This is a genomic window from Bacillus sp. lyk4-R2A-2 (assembly GCF_030209735.1).
GTDB classification, from domain to species: Bacteria; Bacillota; Bacilli; order Bacillales; family Bacillaceae; genus Bacillus; species Bacillus pumilus.
In genome coordinates this window covers 286,418-307,517 of sequence record NZ_JARVRK010000005.1, presented here as the reverse complement: position 1 = coordinate 307,517, position 21,100 = coordinate 286,418, and the positions used below count along the sequence as shown (strand labels likewise).

The 21,100-nt window shown below is 41.7% G+C and carries 29 protein-coding genes; 6 read left to right on the top strand and 23 right to left on the bottom strand.

Annotation, left to right across the window (positions count from 1 at the left end; all coding sequences use genetic code 11):
• Nucleotides 1-522 (bottom strand): YqeG family HAD IIIA-type phosphatase, encoded by a 522-nt coding sequence (locus tag QRN39_RS08365; RefSeq protein WP_034620856.1) that lies wholly within the window; start codon nt 520-522, stop codon nt 1-3.
• Between the two features lie 362 nt (nt 523-884).
• On the opposite strand from QRN39_RS08365, the gene QRN39_RS08360 reads away from it, so the two are divergent.
• A complete protein-coding gene (locus tag QRN39_RS08360; RefSeq protein ID WP_003217327.1) occupies nt 885-1,025 on the top strand; it encodes a sporulation histidine kinase inhibitor Sda in 141 nt (46 codons plus the stop codon).
• Nucleotides 1,026-1,160: 135 nt separating this feature from the next.
• On the opposite strand, the gene QRN39_RS08355 is transcribed toward QRN39_RS08360, so the two are convergent.
• From QRN39_RS08355 to QRN39_RS08340, 4 genes are all read right to left on the bottom strand, one after another.
• Complete coding sequence (locus tag QRN39_RS08355; RefSeq protein ID WP_003217499.1) at nt 1,161-1,310, bottom strand: hypothetical protein; 150 nt, start codon at nt 1,308-1,310, stop codon at nt 1,161-1,163.
• A 78-nt stretch (nt 1,311-1,388) separates the two neighbouring features.
• Nucleotides 1,389-2,117 (bottom strand): SGNH/GDSL hydrolase family protein, encoded by a 729-nt coding sequence (locus QRN39_RS08350; protein WP_284906842.1) that lies wholly within the window; start codon nt 2,115-2,117, stop codon nt 1,389-1,391.
• An 84-nt stretch (nt 2,118-2,201) separates the two neighbouring features.
• Nucleotides 2,202-2,942, bottom strand: a complete 741-nt coding sequence (locus tag QRN39_RS08345; RefSeq protein WP_050943726.1) for a polysaccharide deacetylase family protein — start codon at nt 2,940-2,942, stop codon at nt 2,202-2,204.
• A gap of 176 nt (nt 2,943-3,118) precedes the next feature.
• Complete coding sequence (locus QRN39_RS08340) at nt 3,119-4,240, bottom strand: Rap family tetratricopeptide repeat protein (RefSeq protein WP_050943725.1); 1,122 nt, start codon at nt 4,238-4,240, stop codon at nt 3,119-3,121.
• A gap of 231 nt (nt 4,241-4,471) precedes the next feature.
• On the opposite strand from QRN39_RS08340, the gene sigK reads away from it, so the two are divergent.
• Entirely contained in the window at nt 4,472-5,200 is a 729-nt protein-coding gene (gene sigK / locus QRN39_RS08335; RefSeq protein ID WP_034738387.1) for an RNA polymerase sporulation sigma factor SigK, read from the top strand.
• Between the two features lie 117 nt (nt 5,201-5,317).
• Here sigK and QRN39_RS08330 read toward each other — a convergent pair whose 3' ends face one another.
• Genes QRN39_RS08330 through QRN39_RS08320 form a run of 3 tightly spaced genes read right to left on the bottom strand, consistent with a single transcriptional unit; the run spans nt 5,318 to nt 6,498 of the window.
• Nucleotides 5,318-5,614 (bottom strand): DUF3986 family protein, encoded by a 297-nt coding sequence (locus tag QRN39_RS08330; protein ID WP_284906841.1) that lies wholly within the window; start codon nt 5,612-5,614, stop codon nt 5,318-5,320.
• 9 nt (nt 5,615-5,623) lie between these two features.
• Complete coding sequence (locus tag QRN39_RS08325; protein WP_284906840.1) at nt 5,624-6,040, bottom strand: hypothetical protein; 417 nt, start codon at nt 6,038-6,040, stop codon at nt 5,624-5,626.
• Between the two features lie 32 nt (nt 6,041-6,072).
• Entirely contained in the window at nt 6,073-6,498 is a 426-nt protein-coding gene (locus QRN39_RS08320; protein WP_212046776.1) for an NUDIX hydrolase, read from the bottom strand.
• A gap of 152 nt (nt 6,499-6,650) precedes the next feature.
• On the opposite strand from QRN39_RS08320, the gene QRN39_RS08315 reads away from it, so the two are divergent.
• The gene (locus QRN39_RS08315) at nt 6,651-6,782 is read left to right on the top strand and encodes a hypothetical protein (protein WP_267875469.1); all 132 of its coding nucleotides are present in this window, start codon (nt 6,651-6,653) and stop codon (nt 6,780-6,782) included.
• Between the two features lie 52 nt (nt 6,783-6,834).
• Here the strand turns inward: QRN39_RS08315 and QRN39_RS08310 are convergent, their stop codons facing one another.
• The 6 genes from QRN39_RS08310 to QRN39_RS08285 form a co-directional block, all read right to left on the bottom strand.
• The gene (locus QRN39_RS08310; RefSeq protein ID WP_284906837.1) at nt 6,835-7,026 is read right to left on the bottom strand and encodes a hypothetical protein; all 192 of its coding nucleotides are present in this window, start codon (nt 7,024-7,026) and stop codon (nt 6,835-6,837) included.
• 100 nt (nt 7,027-7,126) lie between these two features.
• The gene (locus QRN39_RS08305; protein ID WP_284906836.1) at nt 7,127-8,539 is read right to left on the bottom strand and encodes a polysaccharide deacetylase family protein; all 1,413 of its coding nucleotides are present in this window, start codon (nt 8,537-8,539) and stop codon (nt 7,127-7,129) included.
• A 159-nt stretch (nt 8,540-8,698) separates the two neighbouring features.
• Complete coding sequence (locus QRN39_RS08300) at nt 8,699-9,238, bottom strand: delta-aminolevulinic acid dehydratase (RefSeq protein ID WP_284907256.1); 540 nt, start codon at nt 9,236-9,238, stop codon at nt 8,699-8,701.
• Nucleotides 9,239-9,269: 31 nt separating this feature from the next.
• The gene (locus tag QRN39_RS08295) at nt 9,270-9,686 is read right to left on the bottom strand and encodes a GNAT family N-acetyltransferase (RefSeq protein ID WP_284906835.1); all 417 of its coding nucleotides are present in this window, start codon (nt 9,684-9,686) and stop codon (nt 9,270-9,272) included.
• 18 nt (nt 9,687-9,704) lie between these two features.
• Nucleotides 9,705-9,872 carry a hypothetical protein gene (locus QRN39_RS08290; protein ID WP_284906834.1) on the bottom strand — a complete coding sequence of 56 codons (168 nt, stop codon included), beginning with the start codon at nt 9,870-9,872 and terminating at the stop codon, nt 9,705-9,707.
• Nucleotides 9,873-9,890: 18 nt separating this feature from the next.
• On the bottom strand, nt 9,891-10,184 hold the full coding sequence (locus QRN39_RS08285; RefSeq protein WP_003216648.1) for a CotD family spore coat protein: 294 nt from the start codon (nt 10,182-10,184) through the stop codon (nt 9,891-9,893).
• Between the two features lie 178 nt (nt 10,185-10,362).
• Here QRN39_RS08285 and QRN39_RS08280 point away from each other — a divergent pair, with 178 nt between their 5' ends.
• Together QRN39_RS08280 and QRN39_RS08275 are read left to right on the top strand one after the other, a co-directional pair.
• Nucleotides 10,363-10,680: a hypothetical protein gene (locus QRN39_RS08280; RefSeq protein WP_253622410.1), complete on the top strand. Its 318-nt coding sequence runs from the start codon at nt 10,363-10,365 to the stop codon at nt 10,678-10,680.
• 35 nt (nt 10,681-10,715) lie between these two features.
• Complete coding sequence (locus tag QRN39_RS08275) at nt 10,716-10,928, top strand: hypothetical protein (RefSeq protein ID WP_003216677.1); 213 nt, start codon at nt 10,716-10,718, stop codon at nt 10,926-10,928.
• 35 nt (nt 10,929-10,963) lie between these two features.
• On the opposite strand, the gene QRN39_RS08270 is transcribed toward QRN39_RS08275, so the two are convergent.
• The 4 genes from QRN39_RS08270 to QRN39_RS08255 form a co-directional block, all read right to left on the bottom strand.
• Nucleotides 10,964-12,304 (bottom strand): sugar porter family MFS transporter, encoded by a 1,341-nt coding sequence (locus tag QRN39_RS08270; protein ID WP_050943716.1) that lies wholly within the window; start codon nt 12,302-12,304, stop codon nt 10,964-10,966.
• A gap of 81 nt (nt 12,305-12,385) precedes the next feature.
• Nucleotides 12,386-13,807 carry an L-arabinose isomerase gene (araA, locus tag QRN39_RS08265; protein WP_106029117.1) on the bottom strand — a complete coding sequence of 474 codons (1,422 nt, stop codon included), beginning with the start codon at nt 13,805-13,807 and terminating at the stop codon, nt 12,386-12,388.
• Nucleotides 13,808-13,824: 17 nt separating this feature from the next.
• On the bottom strand, nt 13,825-14,529 hold the full coding sequence (locus QRN39_RS08260) for an L-ribulose-5-phosphate 4-epimerase (protein ID WP_268459480.1): 705 nt from the start codon (nt 14,527-14,529) through the stop codon (nt 13,825-13,827).
• On the bottom strand, nt 14,523-16,148 hold the full coding sequence (locus QRN39_RS08255; protein ID WP_106029115.1) for a xylulokinase: 1,626 nt from the start codon (nt 16,146-16,148) through the stop codon (nt 14,523-14,525). Before QRN39_RS08255 ends, QRN39_RS08260 begins: the two co-directional genes overlap by 7 nt.
• Nucleotides 16,149-16,421: 273 nt before the next feature.
• Between QRN39_RS08255 and QRN39_RS08250 the strand changes: the two genes are divergently transcribed.
• On the top strand, nt 16,422-17,522 hold the full coding sequence (locus QRN39_RS08250; RefSeq protein ID WP_003216759.1) for a GntR family transcriptional regulator: 1,101 nt from the start codon (nt 16,422-16,424) through the stop codon (nt 17,520-17,522).
• A 33-nt stretch (nt 17,523-17,555) separates the two neighbouring features.
• Here the strand turns inward: QRN39_RS08250 and QRN39_RS08245 are convergent, their stop codons facing one another.
• From QRN39_RS08245 to QRN39_RS08225, 5 genes are all read right to left on the bottom strand, one after another.
• Nucleotides 17,556-18,281, bottom strand: coding sequence for a DsbA family oxidoreductase (locus tag QRN39_RS08245; protein WP_284906833.1), 726 nt, complete (start codon nt 18,279-18,281; stop codon nt 17,556-17,558).
• 140 nt (nt 18,282-18,421) lie between these two features.
• Nucleotides 18,422-18,979 (bottom strand): 6-phospho-3-hexuloisomerase, encoded by a 558-nt coding sequence (gene hxlB / locus QRN39_RS08240; protein ID WP_212046142.1) that lies wholly within the window; start codon nt 18,977-18,979, stop codon nt 18,422-18,424.
• Nucleotides 18,976-19,608, bottom strand: a complete 633-nt coding sequence (hxlA, locus tag QRN39_RS08235) for a 3-hexulose-6-phosphate synthase (RefSeq protein WP_003216301.1) — start codon at nt 19,606-19,608, stop codon at nt 18,976-18,978. The genes hxlB and hxlA overlap by 4 nt, the downstream gene beginning before the upstream one ends.
• Before the next feature lie 189 nt (nt 19,609-19,797).
• Complete coding sequence (gene hxlR, locus QRN39_RS08230) at nt 19,798-20,154, bottom strand: transcriptional activator HxlR (protein WP_034620552.1); 357 nt, start codon at nt 20,152-20,154, stop codon at nt 19,798-19,800.
• A 75-nt stretch (nt 20,155-20,229) separates the two neighbouring features.
• A complete protein-coding gene (locus QRN39_RS08225; RefSeq protein ID WP_284906832.1) occupies nt 20,230-21,099 on the bottom strand; it encodes an alpha/beta hydrolase in 870 nt (289 codons plus the stop codon).
• Nucleotide 21,100: the final 1 nt, after the last annotated feature.

Sequence of the window (21,100 nt, the reverse complement as noted above, 5' to 3'; positions counted from 1 at the left end):
TTACTCTTCCTCCCACTGAATGTGGCCCTTACGCTTTAAGGCTCCTAAAATTCTGCGTTCAATCTGCCTGTTAAACTTAGTGATAAATCCGTCTGAGGCAGCAACAGGGACGACCAAAATCGTATGGAAGCCGTGACGATTCCCGCCTAGAACATCGGTCATGAGCTGATCCCCAATGACCACCACATCTTCTTTTTTCAATTGCATATCAGCGACGGCCTTATTAAAAGCTCTTCCCATCGGCTTTTTCGCTTTATAAATAAACGGAATATGAACTGGTTCAGAAAAAAGCTTGACCCTTTTTTCATTATTGTTCGATACAATCGTCACTTGTATCCCGTGATCCTTCATTTCTTGAAACCATTCAATTAAGCGGGGCGTCGCACTTGGACGATCCCATTCTACTAGTGTGTTATCTAAATCGGTAATAATTCCTTTTACATTTCGTTCTTTTAGTTTTTGCGGTGAAATGTGGAAAATGCTTTTCACAAATTCATCCGGTAAGAAATACTTCTTTAGCACAATTTGCACCCTTTCTTCCATTGGTTTTTCAGCGATAGTGTCGAATCAAATCACAATTTGTCTGTCTATCGAATACAATGAAAAAGTTTTCGACATATGACGAGGACCTTCAACAGTTGTGGATAATTTTACACACATTATCCACCTATATTTCATCACGCTTTCATTCAATTATAAACACTCTACCCACAAGTTATCCACTTCACCATGTGGATAACAGAACGATTGTTCTTGTTTCCCATTCATGGTAGATTAAAGGTACTTCAGAGACATTCGATCAACCTATGATGATATGTCTTTTCCTCAAGTTTTATGCCAACTTTTTCAGGGGAGGTGTTTTTCCCATCATATGGGTTTCTAGTATGAAAAAGCTGTCAGATGATTTACTTATAGAATCGTATTATAAAGCAAATGAAATGAACTTAAATCGCGACTTCATTGAATTAATTGAGACAGAAATGAAAAGACGTTCGCTCGGGCATATGCTCTCTGTTTCCTCTTAATTCCATATTACAGGAACCATGCCTCCCGAGCATTCTCTTTTTTAAACTCAGGTGACTGATATTATATCACTTGCGCTATAGGCTTACTACTATTTTCCGTAAAAAACACCCCTTCTCAAGTAAAGAAGAGGTGTCTTATTTGCAAGGCTGTTCATTCCAAAACCATAACCCTCCACCTACGACCAAAATAACCACAAGGAATACAACAAGAAAAGCGTAACCGATTCCTGCTCCTTGAGCTGGATAAGGCGAACACGCAGGGTAAGGATAAGGGCATCCCCACATATCAGTTACCTCCTTCTAGGAAGATATACTGTTAGACTATGCTAAATGGATGGTCTTGTTTAGGCAGATGGCCATCATTTAAAAATGTTTGATGATATCACGCTCTTTGATTTCGTTATAAATGATTCTTGCCCCTTTTGGCGTCATATGATTGCCAGAAGGGTCGATCAAACCTGATTGAATCAACGCATTGTCACTATCTTCACCAGCTTCTCGGATGAACGCTTTCCAGTTGTCGACAAGCGGTACTTGCTGATCCTTGGCTATTTCTCTCGTGATGTCATTATAGGAATTTTGCCAAGCTCTTGCCCCGCCTCTCTCAGCAAAATAAGATGACTTATACCTAGAGTAATAATACAAGCCCTTTTTTCCGCCTTCTACAACAGGTACACAAGTCATGAGAATCGGGGTAATGCCTGCTTTTCTACTTTCAGAAATGAAGTAGGATACATTTTCTTTAAATCTTTTTTTCGTCACTCGGGGATGTTTCCCGTCTAAAATCGCCGCATCATTCGTACCGAACATGATAAGGACGTAAGTTGGTTTCTGCTTTAAAATATCCTGCTCAAAGCGAAGCTTCGCATCTTCAGTCGTCTGCCCGCCAATCCCTGCGTTCTTCACTTGAATTTGACCGCGCTCGACGTTTTTCATGAGATTCACCCATTTTTCAGATGTTGGATAATCTCGGAAGTCCCAGTTTGATCCCTTTGTATTGCTGTCGCCAAATGCAATGACACTTTCTTGTTCTGGCTTTGAGCACCCAGCAGCGACACAAAGCAGGATGAAAAGGACAACATATTTCTTCACAACATTCACCTCCAAAAGCCCTCTTCATATAGTAAACGACAAGACTTTTGGTTTCAATGAATGACTGTTTTTGACGAATACTTCCTATTGCAGTTGAACAGGTACATACGCTTTGTCATGATGCAGCAGTTCGCTCACTTTGACAAATTCATATCCTCGATCCTTTAATTCAGGTATCACTTGTTTCAGTGCTTCGACCGTCTGCTTCCGGTTTCCCCCGCCATCATGCAAAAGAATGATATCGCCGCCTTGAATATGATCAATAATACGGCTCGCAATTTTATGTGCGCCTGGTCTTGACCAGTCCTTCGGATCTTGCGTAAAGGACCACATGACCACATCATATCCTTGCTTTGACAAAATGCGGAAAGATTTCATCGTCAAGCGGCCGCCAGGAGGACGAAATAATAAGGGCCCACCAGGCTGGAGTGAAGCGATATGAGCCGCTGATTCTTTTAGCTCCTGCTTGATCTCCTTTGATGATAACAGGTCAAAATACGTATGATTCATCGTGTGGTTGCCAAGCTCATTTCCTTCGTCCACAATCCGTTCTGCGATCTTTGGATATGCGTGAACCCGGCTTCCTACGACAAAAAAGCTGGCATTTACTTGATGCTGCTTCAGCACATCCAATATTTGATTCGTGTAAACTGGATGAGGTCCATCATCAAAGGTGATCGCAATCTTTTTCCGTTCCGCTCTCATGTCCCAGAAGGCACGTCCCGTTTTTTCGAGATCGACTCGTTTTAATGTATGTGCCTCTACTTCATTAGGAACAAAAGCACATAGCAGCAATATACACATCAAGACATGCAACCCTCTCATTTGACCGCCTCCACAGAACATTCTTACAGATTAAATTGCCCGCTTTTTGATGAATCATTCAGCATTCATGGTCACGATCCGCATATCTGACTTCTTTTTTCACATAAAAAAAGCCGGCCCATCAGGCCCGCTTTTTGTTTCACGTTTGGTTTCTCTCTTCAACTGTCGAACGTTGCTTAGAATTCATACAGACACTCTCCTTCTTGGATTTGATTTTGAGCCCATAATAATTTCTGATAATACTGGTTGGACTTCTGGTATTGTTGAGAGGCTTCTAAGGCTGTCGCAATTTCTAGTGAGATATCCTCTATATAAGAGTATAGGCTAAGTTTTTCCAAATAATCAATGGTTTTTTGCAGTTGTTCTTCATTTATTCCTTGAACATATAAAGCATCCAGATACTCAAACATATGACAGAACAGCTGGTCTTCATGCTTCTTTGCAGCTAATTTTCCATCTTCTAATATGCGGCGTGCTGCTACTTGTTCATTTTGTCTAAAAAGCAGTTTTGCGAGCGTATAGAGTGTATGTGGAAGCGTGGGAAGCTTCTCTTTACAGGCAATATCAGCCGATTCCGTTAAATAGCGTTCTGCTTCCTCAAGGTAGCCCAGCTCCCCGTAACATTTTCCTAAATTATAAAGCGCTGAACTGTATATCCGCGGGTGATCGATTTGTGATGCGAGCTGTTTTGCCTTTTTTAAATGAGGCAGTGCCCGATCTTTTCGTTTTAAATCTTGGTAGTTTCCTGAGATCACAAACAGGCACTGAATGATGCGAATAGTATAGGCATCATGCTGATCGTATATTTCTAGCGCCTTTAAAATATGATGCATCGAGACATGCGTTTGCTTCATAATATAGTAGGCTTCTGCTACTTTAAAATGAAACTCAGCCTGCTCAATATCATCAAATACCATAGACAGCTGTTTTTCTGCCACTCGGTAATATTTGACGGCTTCTAAATATTCTTTTTGACTAAACTCATGCATGCCACGAAAAAATGCATGGTAATAATGCAGCATATCAGATAACTCATGATTGGAGTTTTCGATTTTATCGACAAGATTAGATACTGAGAAAGGTTGATATTTTGAAGGGTGTATATAGTCAAGCATGATCTGGTGCCGAAAACACATGAGCTGATAATAAATCAGTAAATGCTGGTCCTCTTCCATCCGTTCAATTTCTGCTTCTACTTCTGCTTTCAGGATTTCCGCATCTGGAACACTGAACTGCCGTATCATTCGATACCATTCATTAATTTTCATACCTACATGTGAAGATAGAACCTTCCCCATGTTCCGAAAAAACCCCTTCCTTTTCGGTCTAATATTACATATTTTAGCACGCTTCTTGACCGCCAAGCACCGCAAAGAAACCGCAAACATATGAGAAGGGCAGCAAAAACAGACGAACAGAAGCCCGTTTTTTTCGAAAAAGATGATTTTTTCATCGTACAGACACAGACAATCCCCCCTTCACATACATTTGAGGATATAGGCAGTGGCCTAAACATGGTGGAGGTGAAAATCGTGGCAGGAGTATTTACAGCGATGGGATTGATGGTCAAAGAATTGGTGTTCTTAGTGTCCTATGTCAAAAACAATGCCTTTCCACAGCCCCTTTCGGGAGATGATGAAAAAAAATACTTAGCCCTTATGGCACAGGGCGATGAACACGCAAGAAATATGCTGATTGAACATAACCTTCGGCTCGTCGCCCATATTGTCAAGAAATTTGAAAATACCGGGGAAGACGCTGAAGACCTCATCTCCATCGGGACGATCGGACTCATTAAAGCCATCGAAAGCTATTCCTCTGGAAAAGGAACAAAGCTGGCAACGTATGCGGCGCGGTGTATTGAAAATGAAATTCTGATGCATTTACGCGCGCTAAAAAAGACAAAAAAAGACGTCTCCTTACATGACCCCATTGGTCAGGATAAAGAAGGCAATGAAATTTCTTTAATTGATGTCTTAAAATCCGAAAATGAAGATGTGATTGATACGATTCAGCTCAACATGGAGCTTGAAAAAGTAAAGGAGTATATCGACATTCTCGACGGCCGGGAAAAAGAAGTGATCGTCGGCCGGTTCGGCCTTGATTTAAAGAAAGAAAAAACGCAGCGGGAAATAGCAAAGGAGCTCGGGATATCGCGGAGCTATGTGTCTCGTATTGAGAAGCGGGCGCTGATGAAGATGTTTCATGAGTTTTACCGGGCGGAGAAGGAGAAGCGGAAGCGGGAGAAGGGGAAGTGAAAACAAACTTTTCCCAACTCCTATTAAAAAAACAGACCTTGTTGGGTCTGTTTTTATTTGAACATCACAATATAGCCCACATACACAAAAGAAAACTATGTCATGTTTTATCCCCATTTATCTCACTATGCTGTTTTCTTTTAAGTAACGCTCAAAAAGCTTATGACCTTCACCCTCAATTTGGTCATCTTCAATCAGATATTCTCCAATCAATAGCCCTAGATCATTCCACTTCTCATATTCCTTCAAAAGTGTTACTCCATAACTTTTTTGATCAAAAAACAAGAGCCATCTTCCTGTTTCTAAACTCTTAAAAAACACGCCTTCATAATCTAAGCCATGTTCATAATACCCTACATGTAAATGCATAGTTTCATCTAAGCTATGTAATTTTTCTTCTGTACTCACTTTCATCTGGCACCCCTAGCTTTCCATATCCTCCTGAAAATCAATATCTCTCAACTCGACCCATTCAACAAAATCAGGAAACGTTTTTGTCGTCAAAAAATGATGAACGATTTGATATGCTTGATCCCGATTGATGTAGCTACACGACGGCACATACAATGGGGATCCTGCGACCAAATGTTCGATGGTTTCAATTTTTTCTCCCTTTTTAAAAGGAACCAAAAAATTCGGATACCTCATGATCAAGAAACCATACGGTTCCGTATAAAAGAAAACTAGACTTTCACTTTCCCAATCTCCCTCAATCTCAATGGAAGATTCCCCATTTCCTTGTTTCCAATACTCTTCATCTTCTTGAAAGAAGATTCTTTTCAAGAATTCTTCTTCTGGATTTTCTACTGGAGCTCCTGTGGGGCCGTAGTATAAAAACATCCATATCTCTCCTTCATACCTATATCAACTTGTTATCCAACTGTTCTATTTCCTTCAAATTGATAAAAAGCTTGTGATTCTTCGTTTAATTTTAGCCAGTTATATAGCTTGGGGTTTAGCTTTTGAACGATTTGCTTACTGACCCATTTTACTTCTTCGATATCATGATCCGGATCGAGAATACTCATTTGTCCTCCGGTGATTTCGGCAAAGAAGGTGATCATCAGCGCATGATGCTTTTTGTCTTGAAAGTATGCTTCTCGAACCGAATGAAGTTCATTTACTTTGCAAACATACCCTGTCTCTTCTTTCACCTCGCGGATCACGGCTTGATGCAGGTGTTCGCCTTTTTCTACAGCACCACCAGGAAGTCCCCAATATCCCTTTACATTTTTGACCATTAACATATTTTCTTCCTCATCATAAATAATAGCTGATACTACGTCTACTCGTTTCAAATGAATCCCCCTCAATCATTCTCTGTTCACATCAATTGTCGAATAAATAGCACGAACTGTTCATTTCAATACATTCATTATACGGTATCCTTGATACAAGGTAATGGTTAAGGAAGCAAAACAGCATTCGTGAGCAGATTGGAGGCCACAGCATGTGGATCATCATCATTTTACTTATTGTCCTCATTGGGTTTACTGGGAATATCGTTTCCTTATTAAGACAAATGAAAAAGTCAAACGAGAAAATCATACAACTGTTAGAACATCAAAAACCGAAAAAATAAAAACTTCTCTCATTTAGAGGGAAGTTTTTTAGAGAAAGCAATTAGAGAATTCTTACCGTTTCTCATGAAGCAACATATATCTGATTTTACGAATATAATGCAGAGCAATATGAATGAGACATAAAATGAGCCCGATCATCGCAATAATATAGATGGGCAGCATCAAACCAGGTACATAATTGACGATAAAACCCAAACAAAACGCTGTCAGCATATATAGGCTGATCAACCTCATCAATACCATCCGAAGCCCTCCCTTTCCACACTCATTTTAACATCATTTCCCTTTATTTTCATAAATGGCTTTAAAAAAAGATGCGAATCCACTAAGATTCGCATGATCATTACGTATTCAATTCACCTTTCTTCGCCCGCAATTCCTTCCACTGCTCAAGCTCTGAAACTGTTAATAATTGATATCCTTGTTTGGTTAATTCCTTGATAATCGTGACAGCTGCATTTGCCGAGGTGTCATAGATGTCGTGCATTAAGACGGTTTCTCCGCTAGACGCATGTGTGAGAATGTAGTTAGCAACGTACTGGCTGTTGCGATATTTCCAGTCTTCAGGATCTACGTCCCAAAGCGTGACTTTCATATTGACAGCCGCGTTGATTTGCCCGTTTGTTCCTCCATATGGCGGTCTAAAGTGAGTCGGTGTAAAACCGCTCGCTTTTTCAATGATTTGCTGGGTCTCTTCTACCTGTTTGACGGCTTGTTTTAATGGCAGTCTTGTGAGTAAAGGATGGCTATAGGAATGATTTCCGATTTCATTCCCACCCTTTCTGATTTTATTTAGCATATCGGGATAATATTGAACCCTGCTGCCTAATACAAAAAATGTCGCATGTCCTTTGTTTTCTTTTAAGGCATTTAAAATCTTTGAGGTCGTTGATGGATTTGGTCCATCATCGAACGTAAGGGCAATGGCTTTTTGATTTGGATTAAACGCTGACTGTTTTGGCAGTTTTACGATTTTTCTTTTTGGAATCGGTTCTTTTTTCTCATTTTTGTTCTTTTCTTTATTAATATATTCAGGCTTTAACATTCCTTTAAGCAGGGTTTTTTTAATCGCCAGCACTTGAGGGCCTTGTTCGCTTGGTGCGATTTGCCCTGCTGGAAAGTAGAATTCAATAAAACGATCCTTGATGGCAAAATACTGATAATGCTCTGCCGCAGGAGACGTTCCTTGCTTGAGTAAATGCTCATTTTCAGCAAGAGAACGATCTTTCTTTAACTCCTCAAATGTCATTTGAGACAGTTTTTGCAGATCTTCTTTCTTTGATAAAAATAAATCATCTATTGATAAAAAATGCTGTTTCTTGAAATCAAAATTGAATATCTTCGTTTGATGTGCGCCTTTTACTCCGCCTTTCAATTCATATGTATTGAATTTAATCGCAGCAGTTTGCTTGGCATAATGAATAATCTCGTAATCTATATTTAATTCGTATCGATTCTCTTCATCGACATCGCTCGCTTCGCTAAATGATGTTTTGAATTTGTCTAGCGCTGTTTCTGCATATCTTTTCATCTCTTGATCTAGCTTTTCTTGATGAAAGACCGGATAGTTGACAGCATATCTCATGTATCTCCCGTCATTCACGAGGGTGACTATCTCCACTTCTTTATAGCTCGCATCTGGTTCTACCTTCTTCTTCTCCGTCCCACTTGCCTGCTGATTATGATAAAATGCAGCAATTCCGATGATGATTGCAAGTCCGCATAGGACGAGACTGATTTTCCATTTCATTGACACAATAATTCCCCTCTCGTGATGGCGTCATGCCTTGATGACGTGTGTTTGTAGGATAGACTTTGTGCGAACCCAATTTAGTTTTCAAAAAACAAACTTGTCACACTTTAGACACATTTTAAAAGAGGAATAGAAAAAGGGCTTGATTTCTCAGCCCTATCATTATTTTTGCATATATAGTTGAAATAATCTCGTTTCTTCATCAATCGAACTCGCTCGATCAAAAGCCGCTCTGACCGTCTTTGTATTGTTCAAGCGCTCATAAAGCATAGTCAATACAAAGATAAATGCCGCATCTCCATCAATGTAATCATCCGGCGCTATATAGGACAGGGCACCTGCTTCTAAGAAGGCATCTGCTAATTTTTTCTCACCTAGTGTGCAGCCTGTAGAAATGACGTGAATCCCCTTTAATGAAGCATACTGCTTGATTTCATCCGCTCCAAAAGCAGCGCCTCTAGGCTCCTCATCTTCGTATACATCTTCCCCTAATTCAGGCATGATCAATGCTCCTTCTTCACCGTGAAACGATAAAAGAAGGTAATCTATTTCTCTTCTATTTCTACCAGATAACACATGAATCAGGTCATTCGGTCTTCCAATCCAATGCATATCGACGTTCGCGCCGAAGTTTTCAAGTGCTGCACGCAGTGCAAAAGATTCCAGTTCACTATTAGGTCCTGCTGCTAATGTGATGCACATGGCTTGTTGATCCACTTCTATCTCCTCCAGACTATGATAAAAATAAAACCATTTTTTCCTCATCTGCATATGTATGATCTGGCCATTTTAGTGCTTTTTCTTCAAGCGCGTATGACTCAAATCCAATAGAGCGATACAGGCGTTTAGCTGAGTGATTGGTCGTCACGACTGATAAATACATTTGCTCGATGTCGTGTCGTTCTCCGGCGAATGAAAGAACTTCTGTCATCAAGGTCTTGCTTACTCCTTTTCCGCGGGCACCCGCTGTAACATACATCGCTGCCACATTCGCTCGGTGCTTTAATTTCTGTAAGTTTTCTTGGATGAGCGTGACCATGCCCACAAGCTTCCCTTGATCAAAGGCGCCAAAGGTCCACATCAATTGTACCGAAGCAAAACGAGCTGCGTATTTTTCTATTGTACCGATTTGCTCTTCTTCATAACTCATCGCAAAGCCCTCTGGATGTCATCGTAGTGCTTCTAGTCTCAACGCGGCATATTCTTCAGCATCATCTGGAATTAACAATCGAATATTTAGAACATCGCCCCCAACAGAATGATTCATACTTCCAATTTTATCTTGAAAGGAGATTTTGATCAAAATGTTTCTTCTGAAAATAAAAAGGCATCCCATAAAAGGATGCCCCCTTCATTACCACTTACAGCGTTTCACTGGACGGCAGCAAGGGTTTTTGATATCACTGCCGCAATCGTATTCTTTCACGATATACTCGTTATGAGTCGACTCAGTGACAGGATAGTAGTTTTCAATTCTTTTGATATTTTTATTGACGTTTGTGATATGCGTTGGATGAATTTTTCTGATGGTTTGTTCATTCGTTCTTGTGTTGACAATTTGACGTGTGGGGAAAACAACCGTTTCATCTTCTCCATGGTTTCCTCTGCGAGGTCCAAAGAAAAAATCATCTAATCGATTCCGGCTCATCTCAACACCCCTTCAATTTGTCTTTCACTTACACTCTATCGTATGTAAGAGACGTCATTTGTGATTAGATGCTTGTCTATTTTTTAAAAAATCCACTATTCATCTCGTTTTCTCTTTCTTTACAAAAGGTCATTTTTAACATATTATACAAATGATATCTTGCGCAGAAAGGACATCTATGAAAACAAAACATAAACTCTTTTTATTCATGACATTTATTGTCATCATCATTGCTCTTCCAATGCTATCACCTATGATCTTCACAAATTCAACCGAAAAAGGCGCTATCCGGAAATCAATTTACCAAAAAGGATACCCTTACCAAAGCTATTTTGCTATTTTGAAAAAAACGAAGTATAAAGATCCTGAGTATGGCCAGCTTTATGATGTTTACTGGCAGGCTTGGAAAAGTGAAACAGGGATGACACCTTCTGTCTGCTATTCGAAAAAGGTCGAGAAAAATGAATATAAGGTTAGCTGCGGTACCGCCCCATAACCTTCCCACTCATCATCAAACACGAGGTGAACGATATGATCAATACGACACAACCAATCGAACGAAACAAGCTGGACATTGCACTTGAACTGACTCAATTGCATTTGAATCGATATGAAACGAATCATCCTGATCAGCTGAGTGAGGTTTATGCAAAATATTATGCGCTTCTTGAAGTGCTGGATTTATCTTCTTATGATCAATTGATTGATTTATTGCCAGATGAGCTAAAACAGACGCTTGAGTAAAAAACCCTCTATCCACACGGGATAGAGGGTTTTCTTTATACTCGTGCTGCCATATCGGTTTCGATTTGCTCTAAGCTTCTTCCTTTTGTTTCAACTAGTACAAAGCGGGTGAACAATAGTCCGATTAAGCAGATGACACCAAATGAGGAGAAAATGACCCCAAAGCTGAATTTATCTGCCAGGATAGGGAACACGAGTCCGACGGCTAACGATCCCGTCCAGTTAAAGGCAGATGAAATACCTGCGCCGATACCTCTGACAGAAAGCGGGAAGATTTCGCCGATGATGATCCACGTGATCGGTGCCCATGAGAAGGCGTAGCACAAGATAAAGCAGCAAAGTGAAATCAATGTCACCCAGTTTAAAATCCCTTCACTCACACCAAGTGCACCTAATGCGGCTGGTGCAAAGAAAGAAAGGGCCATGCCCGTTCCCCCTACGGTGAGAATCGTTCGGCGGTCGAACCGGTCGACAAATTGTAAAAAGATCACGGTGGTGACGACAAAAATGACACCGACAATGACTGTAAAACCTGCGGCAACCTGAGGTGCAAGGCCTACATTCCGAGCAATACTCGTTGCATAATACACAATGGAGTTCGCCCCTTGTATTTGCTGAAGGGTCGCCATCCCAACCCCTATGAAAAGAGCCATTCTAAATTTCTTTTGGAACAATTCACGAATACCAGAGCGTTCTTCTTTTGCGACTTCTAAAATTTCCTGCATCTCTGCTTCGATTTCTTCACGAGAAGAGCGTAGTGATCCTAATACCTCTCGTGCCTTATGAGGCATTCCGTGCTTAATTAAATATCTCGGAGATTCAGGAAGTTTCAGCATCCCAATATAAAGTACGATGGCAAATAAAGCGGCACTACCGAGCATCCAGCGCCAGCTGTCTGGAACAGGTTCAAACACAAATGCAACAATATAGCTCAGCAATAGTCCGCTCACGATCATGAGCTGATTGAGCCCAGACAATTTCCCGCGAATTTTAGCAGGAGCAATTTCAGACATGTATGCCGGCACCAAAGATGAGGCAGTTCCTACGGCTGTTCCTAAAAAGATACGTGCAATGGTTAATGAAATCTCTTCTGGTGCGATAGCTGATCCGATCGCTCCGACAAAAAAGATAACGGATGAGACCAAAATAAGCTTTCTACGGCCAAATTTATCCCCTAACAGACCGCTTAAAATGGAGCCGATAATCGCCCCGCCCATTAATGAAGAGACGACAATTCCAAGCCATAATGGGCTGAGCTGAAATTCTTGCTGAATATGTCCTTCTGCCCCTGCAATAATACCAATATCATATCCGAATAAGATGCCTGCAAAGGATCCGAAAAAGAAAATAAATTTGCTTGACACTTTTTTCTCCAAGTGGATGACCCCCTCACTTAATTAACCGCTTTCATTTCATCCCGTGCTTCTACTGCACTCAGTAGAAGACCTTTCACCCTTCTATAAAACCACATATTCTGCATTGACAAGTTTTGCAAAATGAACAATTTGATCAACCGTTAAATTGAGAGATACGACTGTATGATGACCCCCACCTTGCTTAATCCATGCTTTGACGCCGTCCTGAAAATTCGGCTTGATTTTCCAGAGCACACGTGCAACCGGTAAATGAGGTGCTGCTTCCTCCGGCTCAAAGGCTTCGACTTCTTGTATGAGCCATTTGAAATGAGTTCCAAAGTCAGCAATAGAAACGACAACACCTTCCCCTGCTTTTCCATCAAACACAAGGCGAGCTGGATCTTCCCTGTTTCCGATTCCAAGCGGAGATACGACAATGACAGGTTTCGTATGGGCGAGCGCTGGATCTACTTCTAACATATGAGATTGCAGCACTGCTTCCTGTCCAGAGGTCATTTCATACGTGTAGTCCTCCATAAAACCAGTGGATTGATGATGACTCATCACTTTTAATAACCGGTCCAGCGCAGCAGTTTTCCAATCGCCTTCCCCGGCAAAGCCATATCCTTTTGCCATTAGCCGCTGTACCGCAAGTCCTGGCAGCTGCTTCATTCCATGTAAATCTTCAAAGTTTGTCGTAAAGGCATTGTACCCGCCTTCATCTAAAAAGCGTTTGATAGCGATTTCATAGCGCGCTTGCACCTTAACACTTTTTTCCCAATCTTCAACTGAATACGTTCCATAATCCACATCATATTGCGTTAAATACTCTGCAAATAATGCATCTACCTCTGCTTCTTCTACTGCACTCACATATTCGACGAGATCGCCTATGCCAAAGTAATCAACGGTCCACCCTAGTTGAATCTGGGCTTCGATTTTATCACCTTCTGTTACAGCCACGTGGCGCATGTTGTCACCAAACCTAGCCACTTTGATCTGAAAGCTTTCATGATAGGCAGCTGCCACGTCCATCCAATCAGCGATTTGCTGCTGCACATCCGGCTTAGACCAATGACCGGCAACAATTTGGTTTTGTTTATTTAAACGTGCATTGATATAGCCATATTCTCTGTCTCCATGGGCAGATTGATGAAGATTCATATAGTCCATATCGATCGTGTCCCACGGAATCTTTTCATAATACTGTGTGACAAGATGCAAAAGAGGCTTCTGCAAAAGATTGGTCCCGCGTATCCACATTTTTGCCGGTGAAAATGTATGCATCCACGTCATCACGCCGACAACTTCATCACGATAATTGACCTCTTTCATCAGCTTTGTGATTTGATCCGCGCTGACAGCTAGCTCCTGCAAGATCACTGGATAAGGAAGTAAACCGCTCTCATTTAAGGCATCCGTCATTTTTTGTGCATCTGCTTTTACTTTCTGCAGTGCTTCATCTCCGTATAAATGCTGTGATCCGACAATAAACCAGCATTCTTTATGTTGACTTGTTAACATAGATATCCCTCTTTTCTTTATCTTGAAGGTTTTTGTCCGTAATACGCATGTTCGCCGTGTTTTCTTAAGTAATGTTTATCTAAAATTCGCTGCGGAAGAGGTTCTGCGTATTCATTTAATTGCTTTGCGAACAAATTCATTTTGGCAACTTCATCTAAAATCACACTGTTTGTGACCGCACTTTTTGCATCTTTCCCCCACGTAAATGGACCGTGACCTTGAAGCAATACACCCGGCACCGCCATCACATCTAGGTTTCTTTTCTCAAACGTTTCGATGATCAGCCGGCCCGTTTCTACCTCATAACCACGATTCACTTCATCTTCTGTCAGAAATCGAGCACACGGAACAGCGCCGTAAAATGTATCGGCATGTGTTGTGCCCATTGCATGTAAATCGAGACCTGCCTGCGCCCAAACGGTTGCCCACATGGAATGGCTATGTGAAATACCGCCAATTTCCTCAAAGTGTTTGTAAAGGACAGCATGTGTTGCTGTATCTGATGAAGGGCTGTATTCCCCTTCCACTACTTCACCGTCAAAGTCGACCACAACCATGTCTTTAGCTGATAATTGGTCATACGCTATACCGCTAGGCTTAATAACGAATAGACCGCTGTCACGATCACACGCACTGACATTGCCCCATGTGAATTTCACAAGTCCATATTTCGGTAAATCTAAATTGGCTTCGTATACTTCTTCTTTTAAGCGTTCTAGCATACGGTTGTCACTCCTTTCTTTGGCATCAGATGTGATACTGCCGCCTCTTCAATCGGAAGGCCGTCTTGATAGCGCTTTAAAAATTCGCCAAAGCCTTTGACATCAAGCGGATCGGGTTCTATCAGTTCTTCTGATGTATGGGCAAACACTTGATGCGTGAGAAATTCAGCCAATGTTTGCTTTTGATGATGGACCATATAGGAAGCGAGGACAGCCATTCCAAACGCACCGCCTTCTCCCGCAGTGGAAACGACTGATACAGGTGTATCAAGCGCTGCCGCCACCATTTTTTGACCAACGAGCGGTGTTTTAAATAACCCTCCATGTGCTAATAAACGATCAATCACAACATGTTCTTGTTCTTTTAAGCGATCCATCCCTATTTTCATTGCGCCAAAAGCAGAAAAAAGATGGGTACGCATGAAGTTAGCCAGATTAAAGCGGCTTTCAGCTGATCTGACAAAAAGAGGTCTTCCTTCTGGCAGTCTTGTAATATTTTCACCAGAATAATAGCCATAGCTTAAGAGTCCGCCGCCATCTCGATCTGCTTCTAACGCCTGCTGTAACAAGGCTTCGTATACCTTTCCTGACGACACTTGCACGCCTAGTGCGTCAAATGCCTCTCTGAAGATATTCATCCAAGCATTTAAGTCACTTGTACAGTTGTTCGCATGAACCATTGCGACTGGCAGTCCGTCCGGCGTTGTGACCATATCCACTTCTGGATACACACCCTTTAGCTCCTGCTCTAGCACAATCATGGCAAAAACAGATGTCCCAACTGAAATGTTCCCTGTCCGTTTTTCTACACTGTTTGTTGCCACCATGCCCGTTCCGGCGTCACCTTCCGGGGGGCAAAATGGAATGCCGGGCCGCAAATGTTTGCCTTGATCTAAAATGGCTGCTCCTGCTGCCGTTAACACGCCAGCCTCCTCGCCGGCTAAATAAACACGCGGCAGAAGGTGACGGAGCTTCCACGGATAGCCTTTTTCTGCGATCAAGTCTTCAAATTGATGGAGCATTTCTTCATTGTAATCTTTCGTTTGTTCATCAATTGGGAACATGCCTGACGCATCCCCAATGCCAATGGCCTGCTTTCCTGTTAACAGCCAGTGAATGTATCCTGATAGGGTGGTCATATATTCTAAACGGGAAAGATGTTTTTCCTCTTCTAATATGGCTTGATACAAATGGGCAATGCTCCATCTTTCTGGAATATGAAATTGGAAGACATCCGTCAGTTTTTGACTCGCCTCAATGGTTGTTGCATTCCGCCATGTGCGAAACGGAACGAGGACCTCTCCTGTATGATCACATGCCACATAGCCATGCATCATAGCTGATACCCCAATTGAGCCAATGGTTTGAATGGTCACGCCATACCTTTGCTCGACTTGCTCTTTCATCTCTCGGTACGCTACTTGAAGACCTGTAATGATATCAATTAAGTTGTACGTCCAAATTCCTTCCTGGAGAGAACTTTCCCACTCAAATGCACCTTGGGCAATTGGCTGAAACGCTTCATCTATTAAAATGGCTTTAATTCGTGTTGAACCAAATTCAATCCCTAAAGATGTCCGTCCTTCTTTTAAGGCTTTGGTCGTCTCTTCATGATTCATTCTGCGTTCACCTCCATGATTGATAGCGGTTTCAATTTTCGTTTTCTAGATTCATTGATTCTCTGTGCACATTCACAATATAATATTTGTACGTACATATGTCAATAATAAATATAGTTGTACATACACAATATGACAAAAACCTGCACTTTTCTAAAGCTGGTACGACAGAAAGGGGAAGCGCCTGTTTTTGATTCGACAACCATGTTAAAATATGTCCATACAATTTCTTCTCAATCCGAGTAGATGATCAACTGAGAAAGAAGTGAAACGATGAAAAAGAAGTACCAGATCATTATCGATGATATAAAAAGCAAAATACTCACAGGGGATTACCGGATCGGGGAACGTATTCCAACTGAATCAAGCCTGCAGGAGATGTATCAAGTGAGCAGGCATACGGTTCGAAAGGCCATCTTAGAATTGTCGAGTGAAGGGTTTTTGCGAAGTGAAAAGGGTTCAGGCACATTTGTGACCAATCAATATCAAACAAAGCCTGCTGGACATACGCATATGAGAACGATTGGGGTTATCACGACATACATATCCGATTACATTTTCCCTTCCATCATTCGAGGCATTGAAAGCCGATTAAACGAAGAGAACTATTCTTTGTTACTGGCGAGTACGAATAATGATGTAGAACAGGAGAAAAAAGCGCTTGAAATGATGCTGTCCTTTGGTGTGGACGGACTCATTGTCGAGCCGACGAAAAGCAATTTATACAACCCGAACATCTCGTACTACCTATCTTTTAAAGAACAGGATGTACCGCTCATTATGATCAATGCCTATTATGAGCAGTTAGAGGTTCCTTTTCTCTGTTTGGATGATGTGAAGTCCAGCTATTTAGCCACAAAAGAGCTGATCACCTCGGGACATCAGCAAATCGGCCTGATCTCAAAAACAGATGATTTACAGGGAAAGTACCGAATGAAGGGCTATATTCAAGCGCTCGGTGAAGCCAAGCTTAATTTCCTGCCTGAGCACGTACTCTTTTTCGATACAGAATCGAAGCAGCATTTGGGGGATGATATTAAAACTTTCTTATTAAAGCATCAGCATGAGCTGACTGCCCTTGTTTGCTATAACGATGAGGTTGGATTAGAAGTTGCCAATGTATGCAGTGACATCGGTCTGTCCATTCCAGAGGACCTTTCCATTATTGGACAGGATAATTCATATATTGCCCAGAAAAATGCCCATGTGAAGCTGACAACACTGACGCACCCTCAGGAGCAAATGGGCCGGGATGCAGCAGACTGGATGATTAAAAAAGTGCAAGGGAAAAAGAATCTCCCTCATCAAACCTTTTACGAGCCTGAATTGGTTCCAGGTGAAACGATCAAACAAATGAATGCAAGAAAAAAATGAGCCCTTTTTGGAGGAGGCTCATTTTTTATATGGTTAGATCTCTTCTTTAGGGGCAGGCACTGCGCATACGCCATCTGCACATGCTGCTTCAAATGAATTGGCAGCCGCTTTATCAGCTTGAGCTGCTTCTTCTGTCCAAGCCGTTTCAAGTGCACGCAGGAACGTATCAGCTGGCTGTGCACCTGCCACTGAATATTTGCCATTGATCAAGAAAAACGGAACAGCATTGATACCAAGCTGTCTCGCTTCTTGTTCGTCTTTTCGGACATGATCAGCAAACTCTTCGCCGCCTAAAATTTGCTGTACTTCCTGCAAATCAAGACCTGCTTTTTCTGCAATATCTAAAAGGGTTTGACGATCACCAACATGCTTTCCATCTGTGAAATAAGCTTGAAACAGCTCTCCCATGACGAAATCGCCTTTTCCCATTTGACCAGCATATTGCGCCAGCTGGTGGGCATCAAAGGTGTTTGTCAACACGAGTGGATCAAATTGAAAATCGATTCCTTTCTCTTTGCCGGCCTGCTTCACCTGCTCATTCATCGCCATGGCCTGGCTGCGGCTCATCCCATATTTCTTGACGAGCATATCATGGACATCATAATCGACCTGAGCAGGTGCATGTGGATCAAGCTCAAAGCTCTTAAACTCGATTTCTACCTGTTCCTTTTGAGGGAATTGTTCAAGCGCTGTTTCTAGTTGTTTTTTTCCTATATAACAAAAAGGACAGGCGATATCTGACCAGATTTGTACTTTCATCTTCATCTTCCTTCCGTGTTTACGCTTTTTCTTTAACGATGTAACAATTATAGTTACAACAAATCGGTTATGTCAAGATTCTGATCTTGATTGAAATGAAAAAGCCTCTCCTTTTAAGAAAGGAAAGGCTTTGAAAATGACTATTCTAAATTGGCATGGTGACCGTACATTTTATGAGTGTCGAGTTCTTTTATTTCCATTAAACGTAAAATGACCGCATCGTATGTCAGAAGTAGCGCTTGCTCAAATAGCGAGCCCATTGGCTGAATGGTATGATGGCTTCCTTCCTGTTGATCCTTTGGTGCACCTGACAGTAAGATGACTTTATCCGATAGATCAGCTAGAGGTGACTCAGCAGAAAGCGTGAAAGCTGCCACTTTTCCGCCAATTGCTTTCGCCTTTTTTGCAAGGACAAGCAAAGTCTCTGTTCGGCCAGATCCGCTCCCCACAATCAAGAGATCTTCTTCTGTAAAGGAAGGTGTATTGGTTTCACCGATCACATAGACCTTGACGCCAATATGCGAGAGTCTCATGGCAAATGATTTTCCCATCAAACCAGACCTACCAGCCCCTGCCACAAAGACCTTTCTTGCAGCTAAAATGCTTGAGACAAGTCGCTCCGTTTGTTCGTCTTGAATAGCGGGCGAGTGCTCAGAAAGCTCATTCAAAATGGCTTTCACATAGTCACTGGTCTTCATGATTGTGCGATCAGCTGCTTCATTTGTGCGGCCACTTCTGCTTTATTATCCTGGCTTGCGATACCGCCACCGACAATGATCAAATCAGGGTTTAATTTCACGACTTCAGGTAACGTATCAAGCTTAATTCCGCCTGCAATGGCTGTTTTCGCTTGTTTGACGACTTGTTTAATGGTCATCAGGTCAGCAAATGAGTTTTGTCCAACCGCTTGCAGGTCATAGCCTGTGTGCACACAAATATAATCGACTCCTAGCTCATCCAGCTCTTTTGCCCGGCCAGCGATATCTTTGATACCAATCATATCAACTAAAATCTGTTTCCCTCTTGCTTTCGCTTCTTTCACCGCTCCTTGAATGGACATATCTTCTGCCGCTGCAAGAATGGTCACGATATCTGCTCCAGCTTCGGATGCCTGCTGCACTTCATAGCCGGCCGCATCCATAATTTTCAGATCAGCGAGTACACGTAAGTTTGGAAATGCCTGTTTGACTTCTTTGACGGCACGCAAGCCTTCGTTGATCACAACAGGTGTTCCAATTTCGACTACATCAATAGATCCTTCTACTTCTTTGATCAGCTCAATCGCTTCTGGTATATTCACTAAATCTAATGCTAATTGTAATTTCATGAATGTTCACTCCCGTTTTTTCATCTCATCTTCAAGAGCTCTGTGAATAGGGCTTCTTGCACGATGAAATGAGTATAACAACAGGATGGGAGCAATCCAAGTACGCACTTTTTTTTTACATACTATACTTTTTCGCATATGGTTACAAAAAAGACACTGTCTTTCGACCAGTATCTTTTGCATGTATTACTATTTATCATCCTTTAAAAAATTGCTGTCGAGATACTGTCTTCCCCAATCATACATCGACTCTAAAATCGGCATTAAGCTTTCTCCTAGTTCTGTCAGGGAATACTCAACCTTTGGCGGAACGACAGGATAAACCTCCCGATGCACAATGTGATCTTCCTCTAATTCTCTTAGCTGATTGACAAGCATTCTTTGCGTAATCCCAGGCATTAACGACTTTAGCTCACCAAATCGTTTTGTCCCTTCTCTGCCCAGGTGCCATAAAATCAGCATTTTCCACTTACCGCCGATAATATTTAGCGTCAGCTCTTTTTCGCAATTGAACACTTTATTTTCCATACGTGATGACAACAACATACACTCCTTTGGTACAAACCATTTACGTTTTATCATATACTGCGGCAAAATGGATTGTCGAGCATACAGTCTTTGTTATTGATTTTGTTTGTTCACAAATGTCATAACAGACTCTGTCATTTTTTGCGCTTCTTTTGGCGCCCTGTCTGATCCAAACCATTTATTTAAATCACTGTGGCTCAGCGAATGGACCCGAAACACAAACTTAGAACCTTTATCATGGTTCAGTTTTTCTGCAAATCGATACACCTCAGGATTTTCCCACCCCGTGACCAAATAAACAGGCGGTACATTCGCTTGATTCATATAAGTGACAGGTGATGCCTTTGTCCAGTTCTTCTCCTGTTTACCAAATACTTTTTTATACGATGGAATGGCTTGGATAAATTGATTGATGTTTAACGGCCCATCTAAAATCACGATAGAATTGATCGTTTTTGGCGACAGCCCCACACGTTTTAAGTAAGTCGAATCTGTGGCCACCAGTGCCGTTAAATGACCGCCCGCTGAGTGACCCATGACATTGATTTTTGATGAATCAATTAGATACTCATCTGCATGATCCTTGACCCATTTAATGGCGTTTGCCGTATCATCTGCCATCTGCTCATAGTTGGCATCAGGGTGAAGCCTGTAATTCATTGAAACAAACACATATCCTTGACCGGTAAAATAATCAGCCTTTGAAGCGACTCTATTCTTATCGCCGCCTGTCCAGCCGCCGCCATGGAGATAGATCATGACTGGATGCTTCTTCTTTTTGCCTTCATCTTTTCCCTTTGGCATATACATATCGAGTGTTTGCTGTTTGTTTTGTGTGTCTGCATAATGGATGTTCGTCGTCGGCTTAGGCTGGTTTAAACGGAACACAAAGAATGCGCATACCAATAAGCCAGCGATGACTGCCGCAAATAAAAGCCATTTCATCATTCGATTCAATGTCATT